This window comes from Streptomyces sp. NBC_00887 (assembly GCF_045207585.1).
On the sequence record NZ_CP108788.1, the window covers coordinates 1,817,093 to 1,839,570 of the forward strand.

A 22,478-nucleotide genomic window follows, 5' to 3' on the forward strand; every position below is an offset into this window, starting at 1 on the left:
GTGTCCTGGGCTGCGGCGCGTGCTGCCAGCGGAACGGGGCCGTACGGTGCCGGCCCCGGGCTCAGCCGGGCTGGCCGTACCCCTTGAGGGCGTCCTGTACGTCGCGCAACTGGGCGCGGGAGAGCAGGGACGGGTGGTGGCCGGGCACGGAGCTCGCGGTGAGCCAGAGCCTGCACATCCATTCGAGCTGCGCAGTGCGCTCGTAAGCCTCGTCGAGGGTGTCCCCGTAGGTGACCGTTCCGTGGTTCTGCAGCAGGCAGCCCGTGCGGTCGCGCAGTGCGGTGAGCATGTTCCCGGCAAGCTCCGCCGTCCCGTACCGGGCGTAGGCGGCGGTGCGGACGGGGCCGCCGAGCACGGCGGCGGCGTAGTGCACCAGCGGGACCTCGTCGACGAGGGTGGAGACGGCCGTGGCGTGGACCGCGTGGGTGTGTACGACGGCGGCGGCGCCGCTGTTCCTGTAGACGGCCAGGTGGAGGGGAAGCTCGCTGGTCGGGGCCATGTCGCCGAGGACCTGGCGCCCTTCGAGGTCGACGCCGACCGCGTCCCCGGGACCCAGCCGGTCGTAGGGCACTCCGCTGGGGGTGACCAGGACGACTCCGCCGACCCGCGCCGACACATTGCCCGAGGTGCCGACGACCAGACCGTCCGCGGCAGTCCTGCGGGCCGTCGCCACGACGCCGTCCCATGCCCGCTCGATCGCGTCCCGGTGCTGATCGCCCATGCGGCGATCCTAGGGTCATGCGTTCGGATGACGCCGGGCCCACCGGACGTGTCGGGCGAATCCGTCGCGGAGCACGTGAGCGATGTCTCCCCAATGGGGCAAATACGGCAGACCGGGGATACGCCGGAACCCGGCGAAGGCCGGTTCCCGCACCGTCGCAGGCCGGTGCGACCGCCCCGGGTGCACACAAGCGGAATGGCCATTCGCGCTTGGGGTCACCGCAACGCCCTGCCCAGTTCACCTTCCGTTCACCCAGGTTGCTTACGTTCCTACAGCCACTGACGTCGAACGATTGCCTGGGTAAATGGAACACATCACGCTGCTGCTCGCGATCGTGATCGTGACAGCTCTCGTGTTCGATTTCACGAACGGTTTCCACGACACCGCCAACGCGATGGCCACCACCATCTCGACCGGCGCCCTCAAGCCCAAGACAGCGGTGGCCATGTCCGCCGTTCTCAACCTCGTCGGCGCGTTCCTGTCGGTGGAGGTCGCCAAGACGATCTCCGGCGGGATCATCAATGAGGACGGCCTCAGAACCGAGGTCATCTTCGCGGCGCTCGTCGGCGCCATCCTGTGGAATCTACTGACCTGGCTGGTCGGCCTGCCCTCCAGCTCCTCCCACGCACTCTTCGGCGGCCTCATCGGCGCCGCGGTGATGTCGGCCGGCTGGTCCTCGATCAACGGCGGCACCGTCGTCACGAAGGTCCTCCTGCCCGCGATCGCGGCCCCCCTCGTCGCCGGTCTGGCCGCACTGCTGGCCACGAAGCTGACGTACCGCCTCAACCGGAAGATCACCGACGAGGCGCAGCTGAAGTCGACCGCCAAGGGCTACCGGGCCGGACAGATCGCCTCGGCGGGTCTCGTCTCGCTCGCCCACGGCACCAACGACGCCCAGAAGACGATGGGCATCATCACCCTGGCCCTGGTCACCGGTGGCGTGCTCGCCCCCGGCTCCAACCCGCCGGTCTGGGTCATCGCCTCCGCCGGTATCGCCATCGCGCTGGGCACCTATCTCGGCGGCTGGCGCATCATCCGCACCATGGGCAGCGGCCTCACCGAGCTCAAGCCGCCGCAGGGCTTCGCCGCCCAGACCAGTGCGGCCACGGTCATCCTGGCCTCCTCGCACCTCGGCTTCTCGCTCTCCACCACCCAGTCCTGCTCCGGTGCCGTGATGGGCGCCGGTCTCGGACGCAAGGGGGGCGTGGTCCGCTGGTCCACGGCCACCCGCATGTTCATCGCCTGGGGCCTGACCCTGCCGGCCGCCGGTCTGGTCGGCGCGGGCGCGGAGTTCCTCACCAAGCAGGGCCCCTGGGGTGTCGGCGTGGTCGCCGTGCTCCTCGTCGCGGGCTCCGCTGCCATCTGGCTGCTGTCGCGCCGCAAGCCGGTCGACCACACCAACGTCAACGAGACGGACGCCGAGCCCGCGGGCGTCGTCACCACCGCCATCGCGGCCGTCAGCCCTCCGCCCGTCGGCTCCGGCGTCCCGGACCTCAAGACCACCATCCCGGCCCCGGCCCCGACGGCCGGATCCCCGGCCGACCCGGCCCGACCGGCCACGGTGTAAGGACAGATCCGCATGAACATCGACTGGGCAGCTCTCGCCTCCGTCTTCGGCGTCAGCCTCGTGGTCACCGTCGCACTGGTCGGCCTCTTCACTCTCGGCATCATCGGCCTCTCCAAGCAGGCCTCGGCGGTGCAGTCCGGCGGATCTCTCACGCTGGCGCGCACCGGCGCGTACGCCTGCTTCGGGCTGTGCGCGGCGGCGGTCGCCTACGGGATCTATCTGATCGTCGTCTGACCACTCCGGCGCCACGCCACCGTCTCCTCGCATCGGGCCGGACACACCACGTGTGTGTCCGGCCCGATGTGCGTCTGCGCACACTGCACTTCCGCAGGTCAACGGCAGGTTGACGGGCGTTCACGGGGCGTGGTGGACTGCCGGTGCCATTTACGGCGACAGGAGAGGAAGCCGGTGCGAATCCGGCGCGGTCCCGCCACTGTCACCGGGGAGCAGGCCCCCACACGGAAGTCACGGTCCGGCACGGACTGGAAGGCCGGGGGAACTGCGGATCCGGAAGCCAGGAGACTCTCGTCGCCGGTCACGTCGAACCAGGGCGCGGACCCTGAGTTAAGGACATCTGCCATGCCTGGCTGCCGTGCGTCGGTCCCTGTGTCACCCGCTCCGAACATCCTTCGAGGCACGACGGCCGGCTGAACCGTGCGAGCCGACCGCATCTTCGCGTACGGCGCCACCGCCGGTCTGATCGGCGACCTGCTGCTCGGTGACCCCCGGCGGGGCCACCCCGTCGCCGCCTTCGGGCAGGCCGCGGCAGGCCTCGAGAGCCGGCTGTGGCGCGATCACCGCGGCTGGGGCGCCCTGCACGCGCTGGTCTGCGCCGGGGGCGCAGCGGGCGCCGCCGCGCTGGCCGCCCGTGCCGTACGCAACCGTCCCGCCGCGGCCGTGGCACTGACCGCCGTCGCCACCTGGTCCGTCGTCGGCGGTACGTCGCTGGGCCGGGAGGCCCGGGCCATCGGCGGTGCGCTCGCCGCCGGTGACATCGAGGTGGCCCGGGAGCGGCTGCCGCACCTCTGCGGCCGTGACCCCCAGTCCCTCGACGGACCGCAGATCGCCCGCGCGGTGGTGGAGTCCGTCGCCGAGAACACCTCGGACGCCGTCGTCGGCGCTCTGGTGTGGGGCGCCATCGGTGGTGTCCCGGGCCTCGTCGGATTCCGGGCCGTCAACACCCTCGACGCCATGGTCGGTCACAGGTCTCCGCGCCACCGGCGCTACGGCTGGGCCTCGGCCCGCCTCGACGACCTCGCCGGCTGGCCCGGTGCCCGCCTCACCGCCGTGCTCGCCGTGGCCGCCGGTGGCCGTCCGCGCGAGGCCGTACGGGCCTGGCGGGCCGACGCGGGCAAGCACCCGAGCCCCAACGCGGGCCCGGTGGAGGCCTCGTTCGCGGGTGTGCTCGGTGTGCGCCTCGGCGGGACCCTCGCGTACGGCGGGCGGGTCGAGCACCGGCCCGTGCTCAACGGGGAGACCGGCCGGGACGTGCGGGTGACGGATATCGAACGCGCGGTGCGGCTGTCGCGCCGGGTGAGTGTGCTGGCCCTCGGCGTGTGTGCGGCCGCGCGGCTGGCTTCGGGAAGGAGGGGCCGGGCATGAGCGGCGGACAGGGCGGCGGGCTGCTGGTCGCGGGAACGACCTCGGACGCGGGCAAGAGTGTCGTCACGGCGGGAATCTGCCGGTGGCTGGTGCGCCGGGGGGTGAAGGTCGCGCCGTTCAAGGCGCAGAACATGTCGCTGAACTCGTTCGTCACCCGCGAGGGTGCGGAGATCGGCCGCGCCCAGGCGATGCAGGCGCAGGCCGCCCGGGTGGAGCCGAGCGTGCTGATGAATCCGGTGCTGCTCAAGCCCGGTGGTGACCGCTCCAGTCAGGTGGTCCTGATGGGCAAGCCGGTCGGCGAGATGAGCGCGCGGGGCTACCACGGCGGGCGCCAGGAATCGCTGCTGGGGACGGTCGTGGACTGTCTGGAGCAGCTCCGGGGCACGTATGACGCCGTGATCTGCGAGGGGGCGGGCAGTCCGGCCGAGATCAATCTGCGGCGCACGGACATCGTGAACATGGGCATCGCGCGGGCGGCTCGCTTCCCGGTGCTGGTCGTCGGGGACATCGACCGGGGCGGGGTGTTCGCTTCGTTCTTCGGTACGACGGCGCTGCTGAGCGCCGAGGACCAGTCGCTGGTCGCCGGGTACCTCGTCAACAAGTTCCGCGGCGATGTGTCGTTGCTGGAGCCCGGCCTGGACATGCTGTATGAGCTCACCGGGCGCCGTACGTACGGCGTGCTGCCGTTCGCCCACGGCCTCGGCATCGACGAGGAGGACGGGCTGCGGGTGTCGATGCGCGGCGCCGTCCGGGAGTCGGTCGTCGCGCCTCCGCACGGGCAGGACGTCCTGCGGGTCGCGGTGTGCGCCGTGCCGCTGATGTCGAACTTCACCGATGTGGACGCGCTGGCGGCCGAGCCGGGTGTGGTGGTGCGGTTCGTGGACCGGGCCGAGGAGCTCGCCGACGCGGACCTGGTGATCGTGCCCGGTACGCGCGGCACGGTGAAGGCGCTGGCGTGGCTGCGCGAGCGAGGGCTGGCCGACGCGCTGCTGCGGCGGGCCGCCGAAGGGCTGCCGGTGCTGGGGATCTGCGGCGGCTTCCAGGTGCTCGGTGAGTCCATCGAGGACGAGGTGGAGTCGCGGGCGGGGCTGGTCGAAGGGCTGGGGCTGCTGCCGGTGCGGATCCGGTTCGGCCGGGAGAAGGTGCTTGGCCGGCCTGTCGGGTCGGCGCTCGGAGAGCCCGTGGAGGGGTACGAGATCCATCACGGGGTCGCCGATGTGCGCGGCGGTGAGACGTTCCTGGACGGGTGCCGGGTGGGCGCCGTGTGGGGCACGCACTGGCACGGGTCGCTGGAGAGCGACGCGTTCAGGCGGCGGTTCCTGGCGGAGGTGGCGCGCGCGGCCGGGCGGCGCTTCGTGGCGGCTCCGGACACGAGCTTCTCGGAGCTCCGGGAGGAGCAGCTGGACCGGCTGGGGGATCTGATCGAGGAGCACGCGGACACGGATGCGTTGTGGCGGCTGATCGAGGAGGGGGCGCCGGCGGGGCTGCCGTTCGTGCCGCCGGGGCCGCCGCGGGCATCCCGTGACCGCGGTTCCGCCCCGGCCCCCGGTCCTCGATCTCCGGACAGGCTTGACTTCGCGCCCCGGAGCGCCGAGCCGACGCCCGGTGCGGATGGAGCAGTTGATCTCGTGACAGAGGAGGCACCGTGAGTACCCCGTATCCCTTCACCGCCATCGTCGGACAGGACGATCTGCGGCTCGGGCTGTTGCTGAACGCCGTCAGCCCGGCCGTCGGCGGTGTTCTCGTGCGGGGCGAGAAGGGCACTGCCAAGTCCACCGCCGTACGGGCGCTCGCCGCGCTCATGCCGGAGGTGTCCGTGGTCTTCGGGTGCCGGTTCTCCTGCGATCCGGCCGCGCCCGACCCGGCGTGTCCCGACGGTCCGCACGAGGCCGGGACCGGCGTGTCACGTGCCGCGCGGACCGTGGAGCTGCCCGTCGGCGCGTCCGAGGACCGGCTCGTGGGTGCGCTGGACATCGAGCGGGCGCTCTCGGAGGGGGTCAAGGCCTTCGAGCCGGGGCTCCTCGCCGACGCCCACCGCGGGATCCTGTACGTGGACGAGGTCAACCTGCTCCATGACCACCTGGTGGACCTGCTGCTCGACGCGGCGGCCATGGGTGCTTCGTACGTCGAGCGCGAAGGCGTCTCCGTACGGCACGCGGCGCGGTTCCTGCTGGTCGGGACGATGAACCCCGAAGAGGGCGAGCTGCGCCCGCAGTTGCTGGACCGCTTCGGGCTGACCGTCGAGGTGGCCGCTTCCCGCGACACCGACCAGCGGGTCGAGGTCGTGCGGCGGCGGCTCGCGTACGACGACGATCCGGACGGGTTCGCCGCCCGGTGGGCTCAGGAGGAGGGCGCGTTGCGGGCACGGATCGCCGCCGCGCGTGTCCTGTTGCCCGAAGTGGTGCTCGGGGACGGCGTGTTGCGGCAGATCGCGGCGACGTGCGCGGCCTTCGAGGTGGACGGCATGCGTGCCGACATCGTCATGGCCCGCACCGCCACGGCGCTGGCCGCGTGGGCGGGGCGCGTCGAGGTCACCGCCGAGGACGTGCGGCAGGCCGCGCTCCTGGCGCTCCCCCACCGGCGGCGGAGGAACCCCTTCGACGCCCCCGGGCTGGACGAGGACAAGCTCGACGACACGCTCAGGGAGGCGGCCGACGACGCGGCCGGGGGCGAGGACGATCCGGATCCCGACGGGCCCGGTGGCGGCGGGCTGCCCCCTCAGGGCGGCGGTCCCGACGCGGAGGGCGGTCCGGGCACGGAGGGCGGTCCGGGCACGGAGAGCGGTCCCGGGGAGGAGAGCGGTCCCGGAACCGGCCGTCCCGACGCGCCCGCGCCGCCCGGCGGCGGGGAGCAGCAGCCGGTACGTGCCTCGGAGCCGTTCCGCACGAAGATGCTCAGCGTGCCGGGTCTCGGCGAGGGCGCGGCCGGGCGGCGGTCCCGGGCGCGTACCGAGCACGGGCGGACGACGGGAGCGCGGCGGCCCCAGGGGGCGCTGACGAAGCTGCACCTCGCGGCGACCGTGCAGGCGGCGGCGCCGCACCAGCGGGCACGCGGGCGGTCAGGGCGGGGGCTCGTCGTACGGCGTGACGATCTGCGGCAGGCGACGCGGGAGGGGCGCGAGGGGAACCTGGTGCTGTTCGTGGTGGACGCCTCGGGGTCGATGGCGGCCCGGCAGCGGATGAGCGCCGTGAAGGGCGCCGTGATGTCGCTGCTGCTGGACGCCTATCAACGGCGGGACAAGGTGGGCCTGGTGACGTTCCGCGGCAAGGACGCCGAGGTCGTACTGCCGCCCACCTCTTCGGTGGACGCGGCGGCGGCGCGGCTGGAGTCGCTGCCGACCGGCGGGCGCACCCCGCTGGCCGCGGGGCTGCTGAGGGCGCACGACGTCCTGCGGGTGGAGCGGATGCGCGATCCGTCCCGGCGGCCGCTGCTCGTCGTGGTGACGGACGGCCGGGCGACCGGTGGTCCGGACCCGGTGGCGCTGGCCGCGCGGGCCGGCCGACTGCACGCCGCCGAGGGCACGGCGTCCGTCGTCGTGGACTGCGAGTCGGGGTTCGTGCGCCTCGGGCTCGCCGCACAGCTCGCCCGGGACCTGGGGGGCAGCGCGGTCACGCTCGACGAGCTGCGCGCCGACTCGATCGCCGGACTGGTCAAGGATGTTCAAGCAGCCGGGAGGGCCGCGTAATGCCACTGGGACAGCCTGTATCGGTGCCGGACGACGGACTGACGACACGTCAGCGACGCAATCGTCCGCTCCTCTTCGTCCACACGGGCATCGGCAAGGGCAAGTCGACGGCGGCCTTCGGGCTCGCGCTGCGGGCCTGGAACCAGGGCTGGCCGATCGGGGTGTTCCAGTTCGTGAAGTCGGCGAAGTGGAAGGTCGGCGAGGAGAACGCGCTGAAGGTCCTCGGGGCGAGCGGCGAGGGCGGCACCGTCGACTGGCACAAGATGGGCGAGGGCTGGTCGTGGGTCCAGCGTGGCCTCCACGGCGACAACTCCGACAACGAGGAGAAGGCCCGTGAGGGCTGGGAGCAGGTCAAGCGCGACCTGGCGGCCCAGACGTACAAGCTGTACGTGCTGGACGAGTTCGCCTATCCGATGCACTGGGGCTGGATCGACACCGACGAGGTCGTCGAGGTGATGCGCGACCGTCCGGGGACGCAGCATGTCGTGATCACCGGGCGCAACGCTCCCGGGAAGCTGATCGAGGCCGCCGATCTGGTGACCGACATGTCGAAGGTCAAGCACCCGATGGACGCCGGCCAGAAGGGCCAGAGGGGCATCGAGTGGTGAGTGTTCCTCGTCTGGTCATTGCCGCGCCGGCCTCCAACAGCGGAAAGACCACGGTCGCGACGGGCCTGATGGCGGCCTTCGCGGGCCGCGGCCTCGCCGTGTCCCCGCACAAGGTGGGCCCGGACTACATCGACCCGGGGTACCACGCCCTGGCCACCGGCCGGCCGGGGCGCAATCTGGATGCGTACATGTGCGGTCCGGAGCTGATCGCCCCGTTGTTCGCGCACGGTGCCGCCGGTGCCGACCTGGCGGTCGTCGAAGGTGTGATGGGGCTGTACGACGGTGCTTCGGGGCAGGGTGAACTCGCCTCCACGGCCCAGGTGTCGAAGCTGCTCCGGGCTCCCGTCGTGCTGGTCGTCGACGCCTCGTCGCAGTCCCGTTCGGTCGCTGCCCTCGTGCACGGTTTCGCGTCCTGGGATCCGGAGGTGCGGATCGGCGGGGTCATCCTCAACAAGGTGGCGTCCGACCGGCACGAGGCCCTCCTGCGGGAGGCCCTCGAGGAGACGGGCCTGCCGGTCCTCGGGGCGCTGCGGCGGGCACCGCAGGTGGTGACGCCTTCGCGCCATCTGGGTCTGGTTCCGGTGGCGGAGCGGCAGACCGAGGCCGTCGACGCGGTACGGGCGATGGCGGAGCGGGTACGGGCGGGCTGCGACCTGGACGCCCTGCTGGCGCTGGCCCGTTCGGCGCCCGCACTGCCCGCCGAGGTGTGGGAGCCGGAGCGGCATCCCGTCGAGGGGCTGCGGCCGGTGGTGGCCGTGGCGGGCGGGGCAGCGTTCACGTTCGCGTACGCGGAACACGCCGAGCTGCTGACGGCCGCCGGAGCGGATGTGGTGGTCTTCGACCCGTTGCACGACGAGAAGCTGCCCGCGGGGACGGCGGGGCTGGTCATAGGTGGCGGCTTCCCCGAGATGTACGCGCCGGAGCTCTCGGCGAACGAGCCGCTGCGCAGGTCGGTGACCGAACTGGCCCTGTCCGGCGCCCCGGTGGCGGCGGAGTGCGCGGGGCTGCTGTACCTGGCGCGTGAGCTGGACGGGCGTCCGATGTGCGGGGTCCTGGATGCCTCGGCCCGGATGTCCGAGCGGCTGACGCTCGGCTACCGGCAGGCGGTCGCGGTGTCCGACAGTGTGCTGGCGGCGGCTGGAACCCGGCTGCGCGGGCACGAGTTCCACCGGACGGTGCTGGAGCCGGGCGCGGGTGCCACTCCCGCCTGGGGCATGCACCAGCCGGAACGGCGGGTGGAGGGCTTCGTCCAGCAGGGTGTGCACGCGAGCTATCTGCACACGCACTGGGCGGCGTCACCCGGGGTGGCCCGGCGCTTCGTGGAGCACTGCCGGGCATGAGCAGCACGGCGAGGCTACTCCGCGATGCCGACGACCAGCCAGATGAAGCCCACTCCCGCGACGGTGCACAGCAGCGTGGAGCGGGCCGGGTGGTCGTGGTGGGCCTCGGGCAGGATCTCGGCGGCGGCGAGGTAGAGGAGTGCCCCGCCGAAGAAGCCGAGATAGCAGCCGAGCAGTTCCTCCGGAAGGGTGAACAGCAGGGTGGTCGCCGCGCCCACGATCGGGGCCAGGGCGTCCGCGTACAGCATCAGGAGGGCCTTGCGGCGGGCGTTCCCGTAGAGGCTGGCGATCGTGTAGGTGTTGAATCCGTCGGCGAAGTCGTGGGTGATGACGGCGAGTGCGACGGCGGCTCCCATGCCGCCGCCGATCTGGAAGGCGGCGCCGAGCGCGATGCCGTCCATCAGGCTGTGGCCCACCATCGCGGCCGCGGCCGTCATCCCTACCTGCGGCACCCTTTCCTCGCTCGCACCATGTGCCGCCTGGCGTACGGCCAGTGAACGCTCCACGACATGGGCCACCAGGAAGCCGCCCACGAAGAGCAGCAGCGCGGCGGGGACACCGAAGACCGCTCCGCCCGCGGCCTCCACCGCTTCGGGCAGCAGATCGAGACCGACGACGCCGAGCATCAGTCCGCCGGCGAGGCCGAGCACCAGGTGACGGCGGTCGGTGACGCGTTGAGCGACCCAGCCGCCGGCCAGGGTCATCAGGAACGCGCCGAGCGCGACGAACACCGCCATGGGCCCTTGCTAGCCGATCGACCCCCGGGCCCGCATCTCAGGCAGCCCTAACCCACCACTCCGAGAAGGACTCCGCTCATGACCCGCACCGCACTCGTCGTCGGCGTCGGTGCCCGCCGGGGTGTCTCGGCCGACGAGGTCCTCGGGCTGATTCTCGGGGCACTGCGCGCGGCCGGGTCGGCCGCCTCCGACGTGGTGGAGGTCGCAACGCTCGACACGAGGGCGGACGAACCGGGGATCACGGGTGCGGCGGCACGGCTCGGGGTGCCGGTGCGCTCGTTTCCCGCCGCGGTACTGGCCGCCGTCCGCGTACCGAACCCCTCGGGGGTGCCGCGGGACGCCGTGGGCACACCGTCCGTCGCGGAGGCTGCCGCACTCGTCGGGGCGGACGAACTCCTCGTACCGAAGCGGAAGTCGGCCTCGGCGACCTGCGCGGTGGCGCGCCGGCTGCATTCTGTCGGCACCCCGGCGTCGACGAATGGCGCTGAGCCGTTCACCATGGCTGCCATGCTGCCCCCCACGAAGCACATCGACAGCGCCGGGCCGGACTTGCGGCACCACGGCGACGCGGAAGTACGCGGCCTGGATCTGACCGACCTCGCCGTGAACGTACGGACCGGTACGCCCCCGGACTGGCTGCGGGAGCGGATAGCCGGGTCACTGGTCTCGCTGGCCGCCTATCCGGACGGGCGTTCGGCACGGGCGGCGGTGGCCGCACGGCACGGACTGCCCGAGGAGCGTGTCCTGCTGACGGCGGGGGCGGCCGAGGCCTTCGTACTGATCGCACGGGCGCTGCCGGCCCGGCGGCCGGTCGTCGTGCATCCTCAGTTCACCGAGCCGGAGGCGGCGCTGCGCGCGGCCGGGCACGACGTCGGGCGGGTGGTGCTGCGTCCGGAGGACGGCTTCCGGCTGGATCCGTCGGCGGTGCCCGAGGACGCCGATCTGGTGGTGGTCGGCAATCCGACCAACCCGACGTCCGTGCTCCATCCCGCGGGTGTGCTGGAGCAACTGGCGCGGCCCGGTCGCACGCTGGTGGTCGACGAGGCGTTCATGGACGCTGTTCCGGGCGAACGGGAGGCGCTGTGCGGGCGCGAGGACGTCCCCGGGCTCGTCGTGCTGCGGAGCCTGACCAAGACCTGGGGTCTCGCGGGGCTGCGGATCGGCTACGTGCTCGCGGATCCGGCGACGCTGGCTCTGCTGCAGGAGGCGCAGCCGCTGTGGCCGGTGTCCTCCCCCGCCCTGGCGGCGGCGGAAGCCTGCATGGAGCCGCGTGCGCTGGTGGAGGCGGCCGACGCGGCGGACCGTGTCGTGGTGGACCGGGCGCATCTGCTGGCCGGGCTGGCGGAGTTCAGCGAGGTGCAGGTGGTGGAGCCGGCGGCGGGGCCGTTCGTTCTCGTGCGGGTGGACCGTGCGGACGAGGTGAGGGAGCGGCTGCGCTCACGGGGGTTCGCCGCGCGGCGCGGTGACACGTTCCCCGGGCTGGGCAGCGACTGGCTGCGGCTGGCCGTACGCGACCGTGTGACGACCAACAGATTCCTCCAGGCGCTCGACCTGGCACTCCAGGGGCTGCCCCGGAGAGCCGTCGGCTGACGGACCCACGGGGCGGGAGACGGTGTTCCGTCACACGAACGCCGCTTCCCGCCCCGCCCCATTCCCCCTCGGGCGGTTCAGCTCCGGGCGCGCCTGCGGGCGACGACCGTGGCTCCGGCGCCGACCGCCAGCAGAAGGGCCGCACCGGCTGCGATGTACGGGGGCGAGGAGCTGGATCCGGTCTCGGCGAGGTCGCCGCTGCCGGCTGCCTGGACCGGGTCGGCGCCGGTCTGGGGCTTCACGTCCACGGCATCGCCCTTGTCGCCCGTGCTGCCGGTGTCCCCGGATCCGCCGGTCGAGCCGCCGCTGCCGGAGGAACCGGCGGTCGAGCCGCCGTCCTGCGAACCACCGCTGTCCGACCCACCACTGTCCGAACCGCCACTGTCCGAACCGCCGGCGCTCGAACCGCCATTGTCCGAACCGCCGTTTTCCGAACCGCCGTTGTCCGAACCGCCGTTGTGCGAACCGCCGTCATTGGCGCCGCCGTCCTCCGAGCCGCCATGGCCCTTCGGCGTCCTGCACGTGGCCTCGGCCAGCGTGACCTCTCCCTGCACATCGGCCACATTGAGCTTGCCCGGGTTCACGGACACCCGCAGCTGGAGCGCCGTCGCGGCGGCCGTGCGTGAGGTGGTGCTGGTCCTCGACAGGTCGAGGGTCACCTCGCCCACGCCCGGTACCTCGACCTGCGTCCGACCGCCCGAGGTCAGCCTGACCCGCTTGCCGAGCACCGAGACGTGCCCCAGCACGTTCGACTCCGCGACCGGCTTCTTCCCCACCTCGCAGAGCGCCTTGGACGTGACCTTCTCGACTTCGACGAGAGAGAGCAGCGGCAGTCCGGGCACATGCACCCGGGCCTTCACGAGGTTGGTGTAGCCCTCGGCCCTGCGCCTGTCGACGGTCGCCTTCGCGGTGGCCACGTCAGCCTTCAGCACATGGACGGGGCGGCCACGCTCCGCTCCGTCGAGCTCCACGCTGAGCGCGGTCTCGTCGGCACTCGCGGGTGCCTGCACCTCGTTCAGCGTGGCCTTGAGCGGCACCTCGACCGACTTGTTCAGGAGCGAGACGTCGAGTGCGGCACGGAGCACGACCGCGCTCGCCTTTCCGCGGCCTTCGGCCGGGGTGGCCGGCGCCGTCGCGGTGGCGGCCTGTGCGGGGACGGCGACCAGCAGTGCGACGGGCGCGGCGGCGACCGCCAGGGCAGCCAGGCGGAAGGTGTTGCTGTTCAAAATGGTGGAACCCCCACAAGAGACATGGAGCCCTCCGGCGCCGTCAATGGGGGACATCGCGTGCGCCGGGGGCCTCGACTCCGTGAATCTTCACTCACTGAGAGTGAACTGACAGACACCTGGCGTCAGTTCACTCCAAAGGGGGGTTTTCGCGTGCCTCTTCGAATATTCCGGCACAGGAGTTCCCCGGAGTCACTCTTTTCGCCCAGCGTGGGCAGCGCGGTCACCGAACGACGGGGAGACGCAACAAGGTGCTTCAACGAGTGGGCGGCGGCCTGGTCACCTGCCGGTCAACTCGGCGCCTCCCCCGGCAGGTCAGCCGACCACCCGTCCGTCGAGCACCACCCGCCGCGGATCCGCCAGCACGCGCACGTCCGCCCGCGGATCCTCGTCGTACACCACCAGGTCCGCCGGAGCGCCCTCCTCCAGCACCGGCCGGCCGAGCCACTTCCGGGCGCCCCAGGCCGTCGCGGAGAGGGCTTCGAGGGGCGGGATGCCCGCCTTCACCAGTTCGGCGACCTCCGCCGCCACCAGGCCGTGGGCCAGCGAGCCGCCCGCATCGGTGCCGACGAAGACCGGGATGCCCGCGTCGTACGCCGCGCGCACGGTGTCGTAGCGGCGCTCGTACAGCTGCCGCATGTGTGCGGACCACCGGGGGAACTTGGACTCGCCGCCCGCCGCGAGGGCGGGGAACGTGGCGATGTTGACCAGCGTCGGGACGATCGCGACGCCTCGCTCCGCGAAGAGCGGAATGGTGTCCTCGGTCAGCCCCGTCGCATGCTCGATGCAGTCGATCCCGGCCTCCACCAGGTCGCGCAGGGCCGCCTCGGCGAAGCAGTGTGCGGTGACCCTGGCGCCCAGGCGGTGCGCCTCGGCGATGGCTGCCTCGACCTCGGCGCGCGGCCAGCAGGCGGTCAGGTCGCCGGCGTCGCGGTCGATCCAGTCGCCTACCAGCTTCACCCAGCCGTCCCCGCGCCTCGCCTCCCGCGCGACGTACGCGACCAGGTCACCGGGCTCGATCTCATGGGCGTAGTTCCTGATGTACCGGCGGGTCCTGGCGATGTGACGGCCCGCCCTGATGATCTTCGGCAGGTCCTCGCGGTCGTCGATCCACCGCGTGTCGGAGGGTGATCCCGCGTCCCGGATGAGCAGCGTGCCCGCCTCCCGGTCGCTGAGTGCCTGCTTCTCGCTGGTCGCCGCGTCGACGGGCCCGTGGCGGTCGAGGCCGACATGGCAGTGCGCGTCGACGAGACCGGGCAGGGCCCAGCCGGTGACGGTCACCGCGTCGTCCGCGCCGGGCGGCCGCTCGTAGGTGATCCGCCCGTCGACGGCCCAGAGACCGTCCCTGACGTCGTCGGGGCCGACGAGCACCCGCCCCTTGATCCGCAGCACCGGGGCCACCTCGTGATCACTCATACCAGCACTGTACGAGGCGGTGGACAAGGCTCCCGAAGAGGCGCTGGGTACCCTCGACGCAAGCGCTGACCGCAGCTGGACCGATCCGAAGAGAGCACCACCGTGACGCACCCCTTCCTCGGCCTTCCCCCGCTCACCGCCGCGCATTTCGCGGCGATCGAGCGTCGGGTGGCCGGCCTCCTCGCCACCGAGCAGGACGTCGTCATCATGCAGGGCGAGGCGCTGCTGCCCCTCGAAGGCTGCATCCGGGGCGGGGCCGGGCCCGGTTCGACCGCGCTGAACATCGTCACGGGTCCTTACGGCCAGACCTTCGGGAACTGGCTGCGCGACTGCGGCGCCGATGTCGTCGATCTCGCGGTGCCGTTCCACACGGCGGTCACCGCCGAGCAGGTCGCACAGGCGCTCGCCGCGCGCCCGGAGATCGACTTGGTGTCGCTGGTGCACGCCGAGGCCGCGACGGGCAACACCAATCCGGTCGCGGAGATCGGCGAGGTGGTCCGGGCCCACGGCGCGCTGTTCATGCTGGACGCCGTCGCGTCGGTGGGGGCGGAGCCGCTGCTGCCGGACGCCTGGGGCGTGGATCTGTGTGTCATCGGCGCCCAGAAGGCGATGGGCGGCCCGGCCGGGGTCTCGGCGGTGTCGGTGAGCGGGCGGGCCTGGGAGCGGATCTCGGCCAACCCGAAGGCCCCGCGGCACTCGTACCTCTCTCTCCTGGACTGGAAGACGCGCTGGATCGACGGTGGGCGCAAGGCGCTGCTGCACGCGCCCGCACAGCTGGAGATGCTGGCGCTGGAGGCTTGTCTGGAGCGGATCGAGGCCGAGGGCCTGGACTCCCTGATGGCCCGGCACGCCTCGGCGGCGGCGGCGACCCGGGCGGGCGCCCTGGCGCTCGGCGGCGGGCTGGAGCCGTACGTCCACGACGCCCGCGACGCGGCGCCGGTCGCCACGACGCTGCGCGCCCCCGAGGGCGTCGACGCCTCCGCCCTGGTCGAGCGGGCGCTCGCCGCCGACCGGTCGCTGCCGCTGATCGCGGGCGGCGGCGCGCTGTCCAAGGAGATGATCCGGGTCAACCACTACGGCGTGGACGCGACGCCGGACGCGGTGCGGTCCTCCCTCGCCGCCCTGGGCGCCGCACTGGACGGCGCCGGACGGACGACCGACCCGGAGGCTGCCCGCAAGGCCGTGTCGGAAACCTGGCCGGGGAAGTGAATTCACCCGGATCCGCAATCCGGAGCCTGAATCGATGAATGCGGGGAGCTGCTTTATCCGAAGCAGCTCCCCGCATTCTTCTTCCCGCTTTCCTCGCAGCTAAACGCCCCAGTTCCGACATGGCCGGGCCGCGTAATCCGGATGCGTGTCACGAGAGTTACAGCCCTGTGACCGACTCCACAGAGAGGCCGTTATGCCGGATAAATTCCGGTCAAATGGCGAGAAAACGTCCACCGATCCGGCCCGGATCGCACCCGCGTGATAACACAGTGAGGCCTCTCGCCCAACCCTCTACGTCGATGCAATTTTGATTTTTGCTGGGTAAATTCAATTCGCATGACCGCAGCACCAGCAGACTTTGCACGTGCCCGAAGCGAATTCCTCAGAATCGACACCCCGCGAGTGGAGGACGGAGCCGCGATCTGGCGCCTTGCCCGCGACTCCGAGGTCCTGGACCTCAACTCCTCGTACAGCTACCTGCTGTGGTGCCGTGACTTCGCGGCGACCTCCGTGGTCGCCCGCGACGAGAACGGCGCCCCGGTCGCCTTCGTTACGGGATACATCCGCCCCGACCGCCCCGAGACGCTCGTCGTCTGGCAGGTGGCCGTCGACCGTGCCCACCGCGGGAGGGGACTGGCCGCCACGCTGTTGGACGCCCTGACCACCCGCGTCGCCGCCGCCCAGGGCCTGGCTTCGGTCGAGACGACCGTCACTCCGGACAACACCGCGTCCGACCGCCTGTTCACCTCCTTCGCGCAGCGCCACGACGTTCCCCTGGAGCGCGAGGTGCTCTTCGACGGCGGGCTGTTCCCGGAGGGAACGCACCTGCCGGAGGTCCTGTACCGCATCGGCCCGCTCCACGCGTAGGGCCTGACCCGCCCCCCGCCCGGGCGCGCCTCACCCACCGCCCGTCACACCCCCCTCGAGCAGGAGATTCGCTGTGACCATCACCCCGCCCGCCCTGAGTGTCTTCGAGACCCTGGAGTCGGAAGTACGGAGCTACTGCCGCGGTTGGCCCGCAGTCTTCGACCGCGCGCAGGGCGCCCGGCTGACGGACGAGGACGGACACTCGTACCTCGACTTCTTCGCCGGTGCCGGATCCCTCAACTACGGCCACAACAACCCGGTGCTGAAACGCGCGCTGATCGACTACATCGAGCGCGACGGCATCACCCACGGTCTGGACATGGCCACGACGGCCAAACGCGCCTTCCTGGAGACCTTCCAGAACGTGATCCTGCGCCCCCGTGACCTGCCGTACAAGGTGATGTTCCCCGGCCCGACCGGCACCAACGCGGTCGAGTCGGCGTTGAAGCTCGCCCGCAAGGTCAAGGGCCGCGAGTCCGTCGTCTCGTTCACCAACGCCTTCCACGGCATGTCGCTCGGCTCGCTCGCCGTGACCGGCAACGCCTTCAAGCGCGCCGGTGCCGGCATCCCGCTGGTGCACGGCACCCCGATGCCGTTCGACAACTACTTCGACGGCCAGGTCCCCGACTTCCTGTGGTTCGAGCGGCTCCTGGAGGACCAGGGCTCCGGGCTCAACAAGCCCGCCGCCGTGATCGTGGAGACCGTGCAGGGCGAGGGCGGCATCAACGTCGCCCGCGCCGAGTGGCTCCGCGCGCTCCAGGACCTCTGCCACCGCCAGGACATGCTCCTGATCGTCGACGACATCCAGATGGGCTGCGGGCGTACCGGCGGCTTCTTCTCCTTCGAGGAGGCCGGCATCGTCCCGGACATCGTCACGCTGTCGAAGTCCATCAGCGGCTACGGCATGCCGATGGCGCTCTGCCTGTTCAAGCCCGAGCTGGACATCTGGGAGCCGGGCGAGCACAACGGCACCTTCCGCGGCAACAACCCGGCCTTCGTCACGGCCGCCGCCGCGCTCGACGCCTACTGGGCGGACGGCCAGATGGAGAAGCAGACCCTGGCACGCGGCGAGCAGGTGGAGCGTGCGCTGCTCGCGATCTGCGACGAGAACCCGCAGCTCGGCGGTCACTTCCGCGGTCGCGGCCTGGTCTGGGGCCTGGAGTTCCCCGACGCCTCGCGCGCCACCGCCGTCTGCGCCCGCGCCTTCGAGCTGGGCCTGCTGCTGGAGACCTCGGGCCCGCAGAGCGAGGTCGTGAAGCTGCTTCCGTCGCTGACCATCACCCCCGAAGAGCTGGACGAGGGCCTGCGCACACTGGCCCGGTCCGTCCGTGAGACCGCCTGACCGGGGTACGCCCCCGGGGCAGGCACAGCTGAGCAGTACAGAAGAGAAAGGCACCATCCCACCGTGATCGTCCGATCGTTCAGTGACATCGAGAACACCGACCGGCATGTCAAGGCCGCCTCCGGCACCTGGGAGAGCAAGCGCATCGTGCTCGCCAAGGAGAAGGTGGGCTTCTCGCTCCACGAAACCGTGCTGTACGCGGGCACGGAGACGTCCATGTGGTACGCGAACCACATCGAGGCCGTGCTGTGCACCGAGGGCGAGGCCGAGCTCACCAACGACGAGACCGGCGAGAAGCACTGGATCTCCCCGGGAACGATGTACCTGCTGAACGGGCACGAGCACCACACGCTGCGGCCCAAGACCGACTTCCGCTGCGTGTGCGTCTTCAACCCCCCCGTCACCGGACGGGAGGACCATGACGAGAACGGTGTCTATCCGCTGCTGACAGAGGAGGGCTGAACCCCATGACCACCGAAGTACGCGCCGACCTGTACCCCTCGCGCGGCGCCGCCGAGATGACCACTCCCCGCCAGGACCCGGTCATCTGGTCCGCGCCGGGCGTACCCGGTCCCGTCGCCGCGAAGGACCTACAGGGCTTCGAGCAGGACGGCTTCCTCACCGTCGACCAGATCATCACGGACGACGAGGTGGCCGGCTACCACGCCGAGCTGGAACGGCTCATCGCCGATCCCGCGGTCCGTGCCGACGAGCGCTCGATCATCGAGCCGACGTCGCAGAGCGTGCGGTCCGTCTTCGAGGTCCACAAGCTCAGTGAGGTCTTCGCCCGGCTCGTGAGCGACGAGCGCGTGGTGGGCAGGGCCCGTCAGATCCTCGGCTCGGACGTGTACGTCCACCAGTCCCGGATCAACGTGAAGCCGGGCTTCGGTGCTTCGGGCTTCTACTGGCACTCGGACTTCGAGACCTGGCACGCCGAGGACGGCCTGCCGAACATGCGGACGGTGTCCGTCTCGATCGCGCTGACCGAGAACTACGACACCAACGGCGGGCTGATGATCATGCCCGGTTCGCACAAGTCGTTCCTCGGCTGTGCGGGCGAGACGCCGAAGGACAACTACAAGAGGTCACTGCAGATGCAGGACGCCGGCACCCCGTCCGACGAGGCGCTGACGAAGATGGCCGACCGGCACGGCATCAGGCTCTTCACGGGCAGGGCCGGTTCGGCGACCTGGTTCGACTGCAACTGCATGCACGGCTCGGGGGACAACATCACCCCGTACGCGCGCAGCAATGTCTTCATCGTGTTCAACAGCGTGGAGAACACGGCCGAGGAGCCCTTCGCGGCTCCGATCCGCCGCCCCGAGTTCATCGGGGCGCGCGACTTCACGCCGGTGAAGTAGGGACGTACGACGGTCAGGAGGGGCGGGTCGCGTCACGCGTCCCGCCCCTCCGGCGTTCTTCGGCCATTGCCAGGAACGTACAAGACGTGCGGAGCCCGAGCACGGCAGGCTCGTGACGCCGGGCGGCCACCTGAGAGGCCGCCGTCCCTCGAGGAAGGACTCCCTGTGTCCATGTCCGCTCTTCCTGTCAACCTCGCTGACAAGCTCTCGCAGTTCAGCGACCTGTGGTCGCAGAAGAAGGTAGCTGTCCTCAACGACTACGAGGTCAAACTGGCCAAATTGAAAGGGGAGTTCGTCTGGCACTCCCACGAGGACACCGATGAACTGTTCCTGGTCATCAGCGGGCGGCTCACGATCCGGCTCAGGGATACCGATGTGGTGCTGGAGCCCGGCGAGTTGTTCGTGGTGCCCCGCGGTGTCGAACACTGCCCCGTGGCCGAGGAGGAGACCGCGATCCTGCTGTTCGAACCGGCGGGAACGATGAACACCGGTGACGCAGGGGGGCCGATGACCAAGGCGGCCGAGATCCTCGGCTGACGGGAACGAGGAGCGCCACCGGCGTCCACCACCGCGGGCCCCACCCCGTCCGTTCACGTCGCTGGACCTCGGACCGGGTCAGCGGAGAGGGTGGCGCCCATGACATCCCTCGTACAGCACGTCACCATCGACTGCGCCGACGCCTACGAGCTGGCCGGTTTCTGGGCCGAGGTCCTCGGTTCCTCCGTGTCCGACGACGACGAGCCCGGGGACCCCGAGGCGCTCGTCGAGACGCCTCGTGCCGCACTGCTCTTCGTCACGGTTCCCGAACCCAAACGCACCAAGAACCGCGTCCACCTCGATCTGCGCCCCGACGACCGCAGCCGTGACGCGGAGGTCGAGCGGCTGCTCGCTCTCGGTGCCACGCTGGTCGCCGACCACCGCAAGCCCAACGGGCGGGGCTGGGCGACGATGGCCGACCCCGAGGGCAACGAGTTCTGCGTGGAGTGCAGCGCCGCCGAGCGCGCGGCGTTGAGCGGGACCCGGATGCCGGTCTCCGCGGACGACGTGGCACGGGCCGTGCATCTCGCGGTCGACGTCCTCAAGGAGTCCCCGGCGGACAACTGGCACGCACCGGCGGGGTCGTTGGAGTGGAGCTGCTGGGAGACCGTCGAGCACCTGAGCGACGATCTTTTCGCGTACGCGGTCCAGCTCGGCCCCCGGAAGCCGCCGACGGGCACCGAAGTGCCCTATCGGTGGGCTGCGGAGCGCGAGGGCGGCCCGGCGAACTCGATCTTCGCGGATCCGGCGGCCGGGTCCGCCGGGCTGCTGCAGACCCTGGAGGCGAGCGGCGCCCTGCTCACGGCGATGGTGCGGACGACTCCGGCGGACGTCCGTTCGCACCATGTGTTCGGGCTCTCCGACCCGGAGGGCTTCGCCGCGATGGGCATCGTGGAGACCCTCGTGCACACCCACGACATCGCCGAGGGCCTGTCCCTGTCCTGGGCGCCGCCCGCGGATCTGTGCGACCGGGTGCTGGCCCGGCTCTTCCCCGGTGCGCCGGACGACGAGGACCGGTGGGCCGTCCTGCTCTGGTCCACCGGCCGCGCCGAACTCCCGGGCCGCGACCGTGTCACCTCGTGGAAGTGGCACGGCGCGCCCCTGTAACCCCTACCGGTGCGAGAACCAGCTCGCCGCCGGGAGCAGCTTCCCGTCGTAGTCGAACACCGCCTGGTTCTCCCACGCGTTGCCCGAAGAGGGGTCGGCCGGGTCCCAGCCGCTGCCGGTGACCGCGGTCCAGGACGGCTCCCAGTAGACGGCGCCGAGCCCGCGGCCGTTCGGGACGGCCTCGACGACGTTCATGACGTCGCGGAGGTTGGCGGCCTGGCCGGCCGGCGTCGCCGGGTAGCCGGTGACCAGCTGGGAGGCGGTGGCCACGTTGTTCTCCAGGCCGTCGTCGTCCGCGAGCGTGTGGGCGTACGCGGTCTCGGCGACCAGCACCGGCTTTCCGTACCGGGAGGCGGTGTCGTCGAGGTTGGTCTGCAGCTCGGACAGCGAGCCGTGCCAGTAGCCGTAGTAGGAGAGGGCGATGACGTCGAAGGGGACGCCCCGCGACACGGCGTTGTCGAACCACCAGCGGGTGCCGGCGTTGTCGCCGCCCTTGGCGAGGTGCAGCGCCACCTTCGTACCGGAGGAGACGGCCTTGGCGGCGTTCGCCCCGGAGGTCAGGAGGCCGGCCAGCTGGGACCAGTTGTCCGTGGACCCCTCGGGCCACAGCATTCCGGCGTTGGTCTCGTTGCCGATCTGCACCATGTCGGCGGTGGTGCCCTGGGCCTTCAGCGCGTTCAGCACGTCGTATGTGTGGCTGTAGACGTCGGTGCGGAGCTGGCTGTAGCTGTGGCCGGCCCAGGCGGCGGGCTTGTTCTGCTTGCCCGGGTCGGCCCAGGCGTCGGAGTAGTGGAAGTCGATGAGCGTCTTCATGCCGAGTGCCTTGGCGCGCTTGGCCATGGCGAGCACACGGGCCTTGTTGTTGTAGCCGTCGGCCGGGTTCACCCAGACCTTGAGACGCACGTAGTTCATCCCGGAGTTCTTGAGGATGGTCATCGCGTCGCCGGCCGTACCGCTCGCGTTGCGGTACGTGGCGCCGTGCGCCTCGTTCTTCGGGAGGGTGGAGAGGTCACCGCCCTTGACGCTCAGCCCGGTGGTGCCCCGGGTGAAGGTGATGTCGTCGAAGTTGGCCCACTCCCCCGCGTGCGCGTCGGAGTTGAGGCTGATCGTGCAGGCCCCTCCGGTCACCTTGACGGAGGTGACGAGCCGGATCCAGGCGCCGTTGGCGGTGGGCGGCAGGTCGGTGCGCTGCTCGGCGCCGCCGCAGTTGCGCAGGGCCATGTAGGCGGAGTTCTGGCCGCCGCCGGAACGGACCCAGGCGCTGAGGGTGTACGTGCCGTCGGTGAGACCGGAGAGGTACTGGTAGGTCTCGACCTTGTACGCCGAGGCGGACCAGTGGCTGAGCCTGGTGCTGCCTGCGTGGCCGCCCGCCTCGGTGAAGGAGGCGGCGGACTGCCCGCCCGCCGAGTAGGTCGACCAGCCGGTGCTGCCCGATTCGAAACCGGGGTTGGCGGGGGTGGTGGCCGCGTGGGCGGCCTGGGCGGGGAGGGCGGCGAACAGCAGGCCGGAGAGTGCGGCCACCGTTCCTGCGGCTCTGCGGGTGTGCGTCGTTCCGTACATCGT

General features: G+C 71.4%; 20 protein-coding genes and 1 riboswitch. Of the genes, 15 read left to right on the forward strand and 5 right to left on the reverse strand.

Going from position 1 to position 22,478, the window contains the following annotated elements; translation table 11 throughout:
* Positions 1 to 61 precede the first annotated feature (61 nt).
* On the reverse strand, positions 62 to 721 hold the full coding sequence (locus OG844_RS08325) for a class II aldolase/adducin family protein (protein ID WP_406389196.1): 660 nt from the start codon (positions 719 to 721) through the stop codon (positions 62 to 64).
* A gap of 304 nt (positions 722 to 1,025) precedes the next feature.
* Between OG844_RS08325 and OG844_RS08330 the strand changes: the two genes are divergently transcribed.
* From OG844_RS08330 to OG844_RS08360, 7 genes are all read left to right on the forward strand, one after another.
* Complete coding sequence (locus OG844_RS08330) at positions 1,026 to 2,288, forward strand: anion permease (protein WP_406389197.1); 1,263 nt, start codon at positions 1,026 to 1,028, stop codon at positions 2,286 to 2,288.
* 12 nt (positions 2,289 to 2,300) lie between these two features.
* A complete protein-coding gene (locus OG844_RS08335; RefSeq protein WP_329212435.1) occupies positions 2,301 to 2,522 on the forward strand; it encodes a hypothetical protein in 222 nt (73 codons plus the stop codon).
* Between the two features lie 163 nt (positions 2,523 to 2,685).
* Positions 2,686 to 2,813: riboswitch (cobalamin riboswitch) on the forward strand.
* A gap of 129 nt (positions 2,814 to 2,942) precedes the next feature.
* Positions 2,943 to 3,890, forward strand: a complete 948-nt coding sequence (locus OG844_RS08340; protein WP_406389199.1) for a cobalamin biosynthesis protein — start codon at positions 2,943 to 2,945, stop codon at positions 3,888 to 3,890.
* Positions 3,887 to 5,539 carry a cobyric acid synthase gene (locus OG844_RS08345; RefSeq protein ID WP_406389200.1) on the forward strand — a complete coding sequence of 551 codons (1,653 nt, stop codon included), beginning with the start codon at positions 3,887 to 3,889 and terminating at the stop codon, positions 5,537 to 5,539. Before OG844_RS08340 ends, OG844_RS08345 begins: the two co-directional genes overlap by 4 nt.
* A complete protein-coding gene (locus OG844_RS08350) occupies positions 5,536 to 7,575 on the forward strand; it encodes a putative cobaltochelatase (RefSeq protein ID WP_406389202.1) in 2,040 nt (679 codons plus the stop codon). Before OG844_RS08345 ends, OG844_RS08350 begins: the two co-directional genes overlap by 4 nt.
* Positions 7,575 to 8,183, forward strand: a complete 609-nt coding sequence (gene cobO / locus OG844_RS08355) for a cob(I)yrinic acid a,c-diamide adenosyltransferase (protein WP_406389203.1) — start codon at positions 7,575 to 7,577, stop codon at positions 8,181 to 8,183. Before OG844_RS08350 ends, cobO begins: the two co-directional genes overlap by 1 nt.
* Positions 8,177 to 9,523 carry a cobyrinate a,c-diamide synthase gene (locus tag OG844_RS08360; RefSeq protein WP_406389204.1) on the forward strand — a complete coding sequence of 449 codons (1,347 nt, stop codon included), beginning with the start codon at positions 8,177 to 8,179 and terminating at the stop codon, positions 9,521 to 9,523. The genes cobO and OG844_RS08360 overlap by 7 nt, the downstream gene beginning before the upstream one ends.
* 14 nt (positions 9,524 to 9,537) lie before the next feature.
* Here the strand turns inward: OG844_RS08360 and OG844_RS08365 are convergent, their stop codons facing one another.
* Positions 9,538 to 10,260 carry a ZIP family metal transporter gene (locus OG844_RS08365; RefSeq protein WP_356419606.1) on the reverse strand — a complete coding sequence of 241 codons (723 nt, stop codon included), beginning with the start codon at positions 10,258 to 10,260 and terminating at the stop codon, positions 9,538 to 9,540.
* A 78-nt stretch (positions 10,261 to 10,338) separates the two neighbouring features.
* Between OG844_RS08365 and cobC the strand changes: the two genes are divergently transcribed.
* Positions 10,339 to 11,850, forward strand: a complete 1,512-nt coding sequence (gene cobC, locus OG844_RS08370; RefSeq protein WP_406389205.1) for an Rv2231c family pyridoxal phosphate-dependent protein CobC — start codon at positions 10,339 to 10,341, stop codon at positions 11,848 to 11,850.
* Positions 11,851 to 11,927: 77 nt separating this feature from the next.
* Here cobC and OG844_RS08375 read toward each other — a convergent pair whose 3' ends face one another.
* Both OG844_RS08375 and OG844_RS08380 read right to left on the reverse strand, forming a co-directional pair.
* A complete protein-coding gene (locus OG844_RS08375; RefSeq protein WP_406389206.1) occupies positions 11,928 to 13,076 on the reverse strand; it encodes an SCO1860 family LAETG-anchored protein in 1,149 nt (382 codons plus the stop codon).
* A 315-nt stretch (positions 13,077 to 13,391) separates the two neighbouring features.
* Positions 13,392 to 14,492, reverse strand: coding sequence for an amidohydrolase family protein (locus tag OG844_RS08380; RefSeq protein ID WP_406389207.1), 1,101 nt, complete (start codon positions 14,490 to 14,492; stop codon positions 13,392 to 13,394).
* Positions 14,493 to 14,594: 102 nt separating this feature from the next.
* Here OG844_RS08380 and OG844_RS08385 point away from each other — a divergent pair, with 102 nt between their 5' ends.
* The 7 genes from OG844_RS08385 (at position 14,595) to OG844_RS08415 (ending at position 20,915) form a co-directional block, all read left to right on the forward strand.
* The gene (locus OG844_RS08385; RefSeq protein WP_406389209.1) at positions 14,595 to 15,701 is read left to right on the forward strand and encodes a pyridoxal-phosphate-dependent aminotransferase family protein; all 1,107 of its coding nucleotides are present in this window, start codon (positions 14,595 to 14,597) and stop codon (positions 15,699 to 15,701) included.
* 336 nt (positions 15,702 to 16,037) lie between these two features.
* Positions 16,038 to 16,568, forward strand: coding sequence for a diaminobutyrate acetyltransferase (ectA, locus tag OG844_RS08390; RefSeq protein ID WP_406389211.1), 531 nt, complete (start codon positions 16,038 to 16,040; stop codon positions 16,566 to 16,568).
* Between the two features lie 73 nt (positions 16,569 to 16,641).
* Positions 16,642 to 17,910, forward strand: a complete 1,269-nt coding sequence (gene ectB / locus OG844_RS08395; protein WP_406389213.1) for a diaminobutyrate--2-oxoglutarate transaminase — start codon at positions 16,642 to 16,644, stop codon at positions 17,908 to 17,910.
* Positions 17,911 to 17,973: 63 nt separating this feature from the next.
* Entirely contained in the window at positions 17,974 to 18,372 is a 399-nt protein-coding gene (locus OG844_RS08400; RefSeq protein WP_037691652.1) for an ectoine synthase, read from the forward strand.
* Between the two features lie 5 nt (positions 18,373 to 18,377).
* A complete protein-coding gene (gene thpD / locus OG844_RS08405) occupies positions 18,378 to 19,271 on the forward strand; it encodes an ectoine hydroxylase (RefSeq protein WP_406389214.1) in 894 nt (297 codons plus the stop codon).
* Between the two features lie 171 nt (positions 19,272 to 19,442).
* Positions 19,443 to 19,808: a cupin domain-containing protein gene (locus OG844_RS08410; RefSeq protein ID WP_406389215.1), complete on the forward strand. Its 366-nt coding sequence runs from the start codon at positions 19,443 to 19,445 to the stop codon at positions 19,806 to 19,808.
* A 99-nt stretch (positions 19,809 to 19,907) separates the two neighbouring features.
* Positions 19,908 to 20,915: a VOC family protein gene (locus OG844_RS08415; protein ID WP_406389217.1), complete on the forward strand. Its 1,008-nt coding sequence runs from the start codon at positions 19,908 to 19,910 to the stop codon at positions 20,913 to 20,915.
* 3 nt (positions 20,916 to 20,918) lie between these two features.
* On the opposite strand, the gene OG844_RS08420 is transcribed toward OG844_RS08415, so the two are convergent.
* Positions 20,919 to 22,475, reverse strand: coding sequence for an arabinogalactan endo-beta-1,4-galactanase (locus tag OG844_RS08420; protein ID WP_406389219.1), 1,557 nt, complete (start codon positions 22,473 to 22,475; stop codon positions 20,919 to 20,921).
* Positions 22,476 to 22,478: the final 3 nt, after the last annotated feature.

What these genes read in the sequence shown, in the direction of transcription:
- OG844_RS08325 (WP_406389196.1), bottom strand. Translation starts at nt 721, where the DNA reads ATGGGCGATCAGCACCGGGACGCGATCGAGCGGGCATGGGACGGCGTC.
- OG844_RS08330 (WP_406389197.1), top strand. Translation starts at nt 1,026, where the DNA reads ATGGAACACATCACGCTGCTGCTCGCGATCGTGATCGTGACAGCTCTC.
- OG844_RS08335 (WP_329212435.1), top strand. Translation starts at nt 2,301, where the DNA reads ATGAACATCGACTGGGCAGCTCTCGCCTCCGTCTTCGGCGTCAGCCTC.
- OG844_RS08345 (WP_406389200.1), top strand. Translation starts at nt 3,887, where the DNA reads ATGAGCGGCGGACAGGGCGGCGGGCTGCTGGTCGCGGGAACGACCTCG.
- cobO (WP_406389203.1), top strand. Translation starts at nt 7,575, where the DNA reads ATGCCACTGGGACAGCCTGTATCGGTGCCGGACGACGGACTGACGACA.
- OG844_RS08365 (WP_356419606.1), bottom strand. Translation starts at nt 10,260, where the DNA reads ATGGCGGTGTTCGTCGCGCTCGGCGCGTTCCTGATGACCCTGGCCGGC.
- cobC (WP_406389205.1), top strand. Translation starts at nt 10,339, where the DNA reads ATGACCCGCACCGCACTCGTCGTCGGCGTCGGTGCCCGCCGGGGTGTC.
- OG844_RS08380 (WP_406389207.1), bottom strand. Translation starts at nt 14,492, where the DNA reads ATGAGTGATCACGAGGTGGCCCCGGTGCTGCGGATCAAGGGGCGGGTG.
- ectA (WP_406389211.1), top strand. Translation starts at nt 16,038, where the DNA reads ATGACCGCAGCACCAGCAGACTTTGCACGTGCCCGAAGCGAATTCCTC.
- thpD (WP_406389214.1), top strand. Translation starts at nt 18,378, where the DNA reads ATGACCACCGAAGTACGCGCCGACCTGTACCCCTCGCGCGGCGCCGCC.
- OG844_RS08410 (WP_406389215.1), top strand. Translation starts at nt 19,443, where the DNA reads ATGTCCGCTCTTCCTGTCAACCTCGCTGACAAGCTCTCGCAGTTCAGC.
- OG844_RS08415 (WP_406389217.1), top strand. Translation starts at nt 19,908, where the DNA reads ATGACATCCCTCGTACAGCACGTCACCATCGACTGCGCCGACGCCTAC.
- OG844_RS08420 (WP_406389219.1), bottom strand. Translation starts at nt 22,475, where the DNA reads ATGTACGGAACGACGCACACCCGCAGAGCCGCAGGAACGGTGGCCGCA.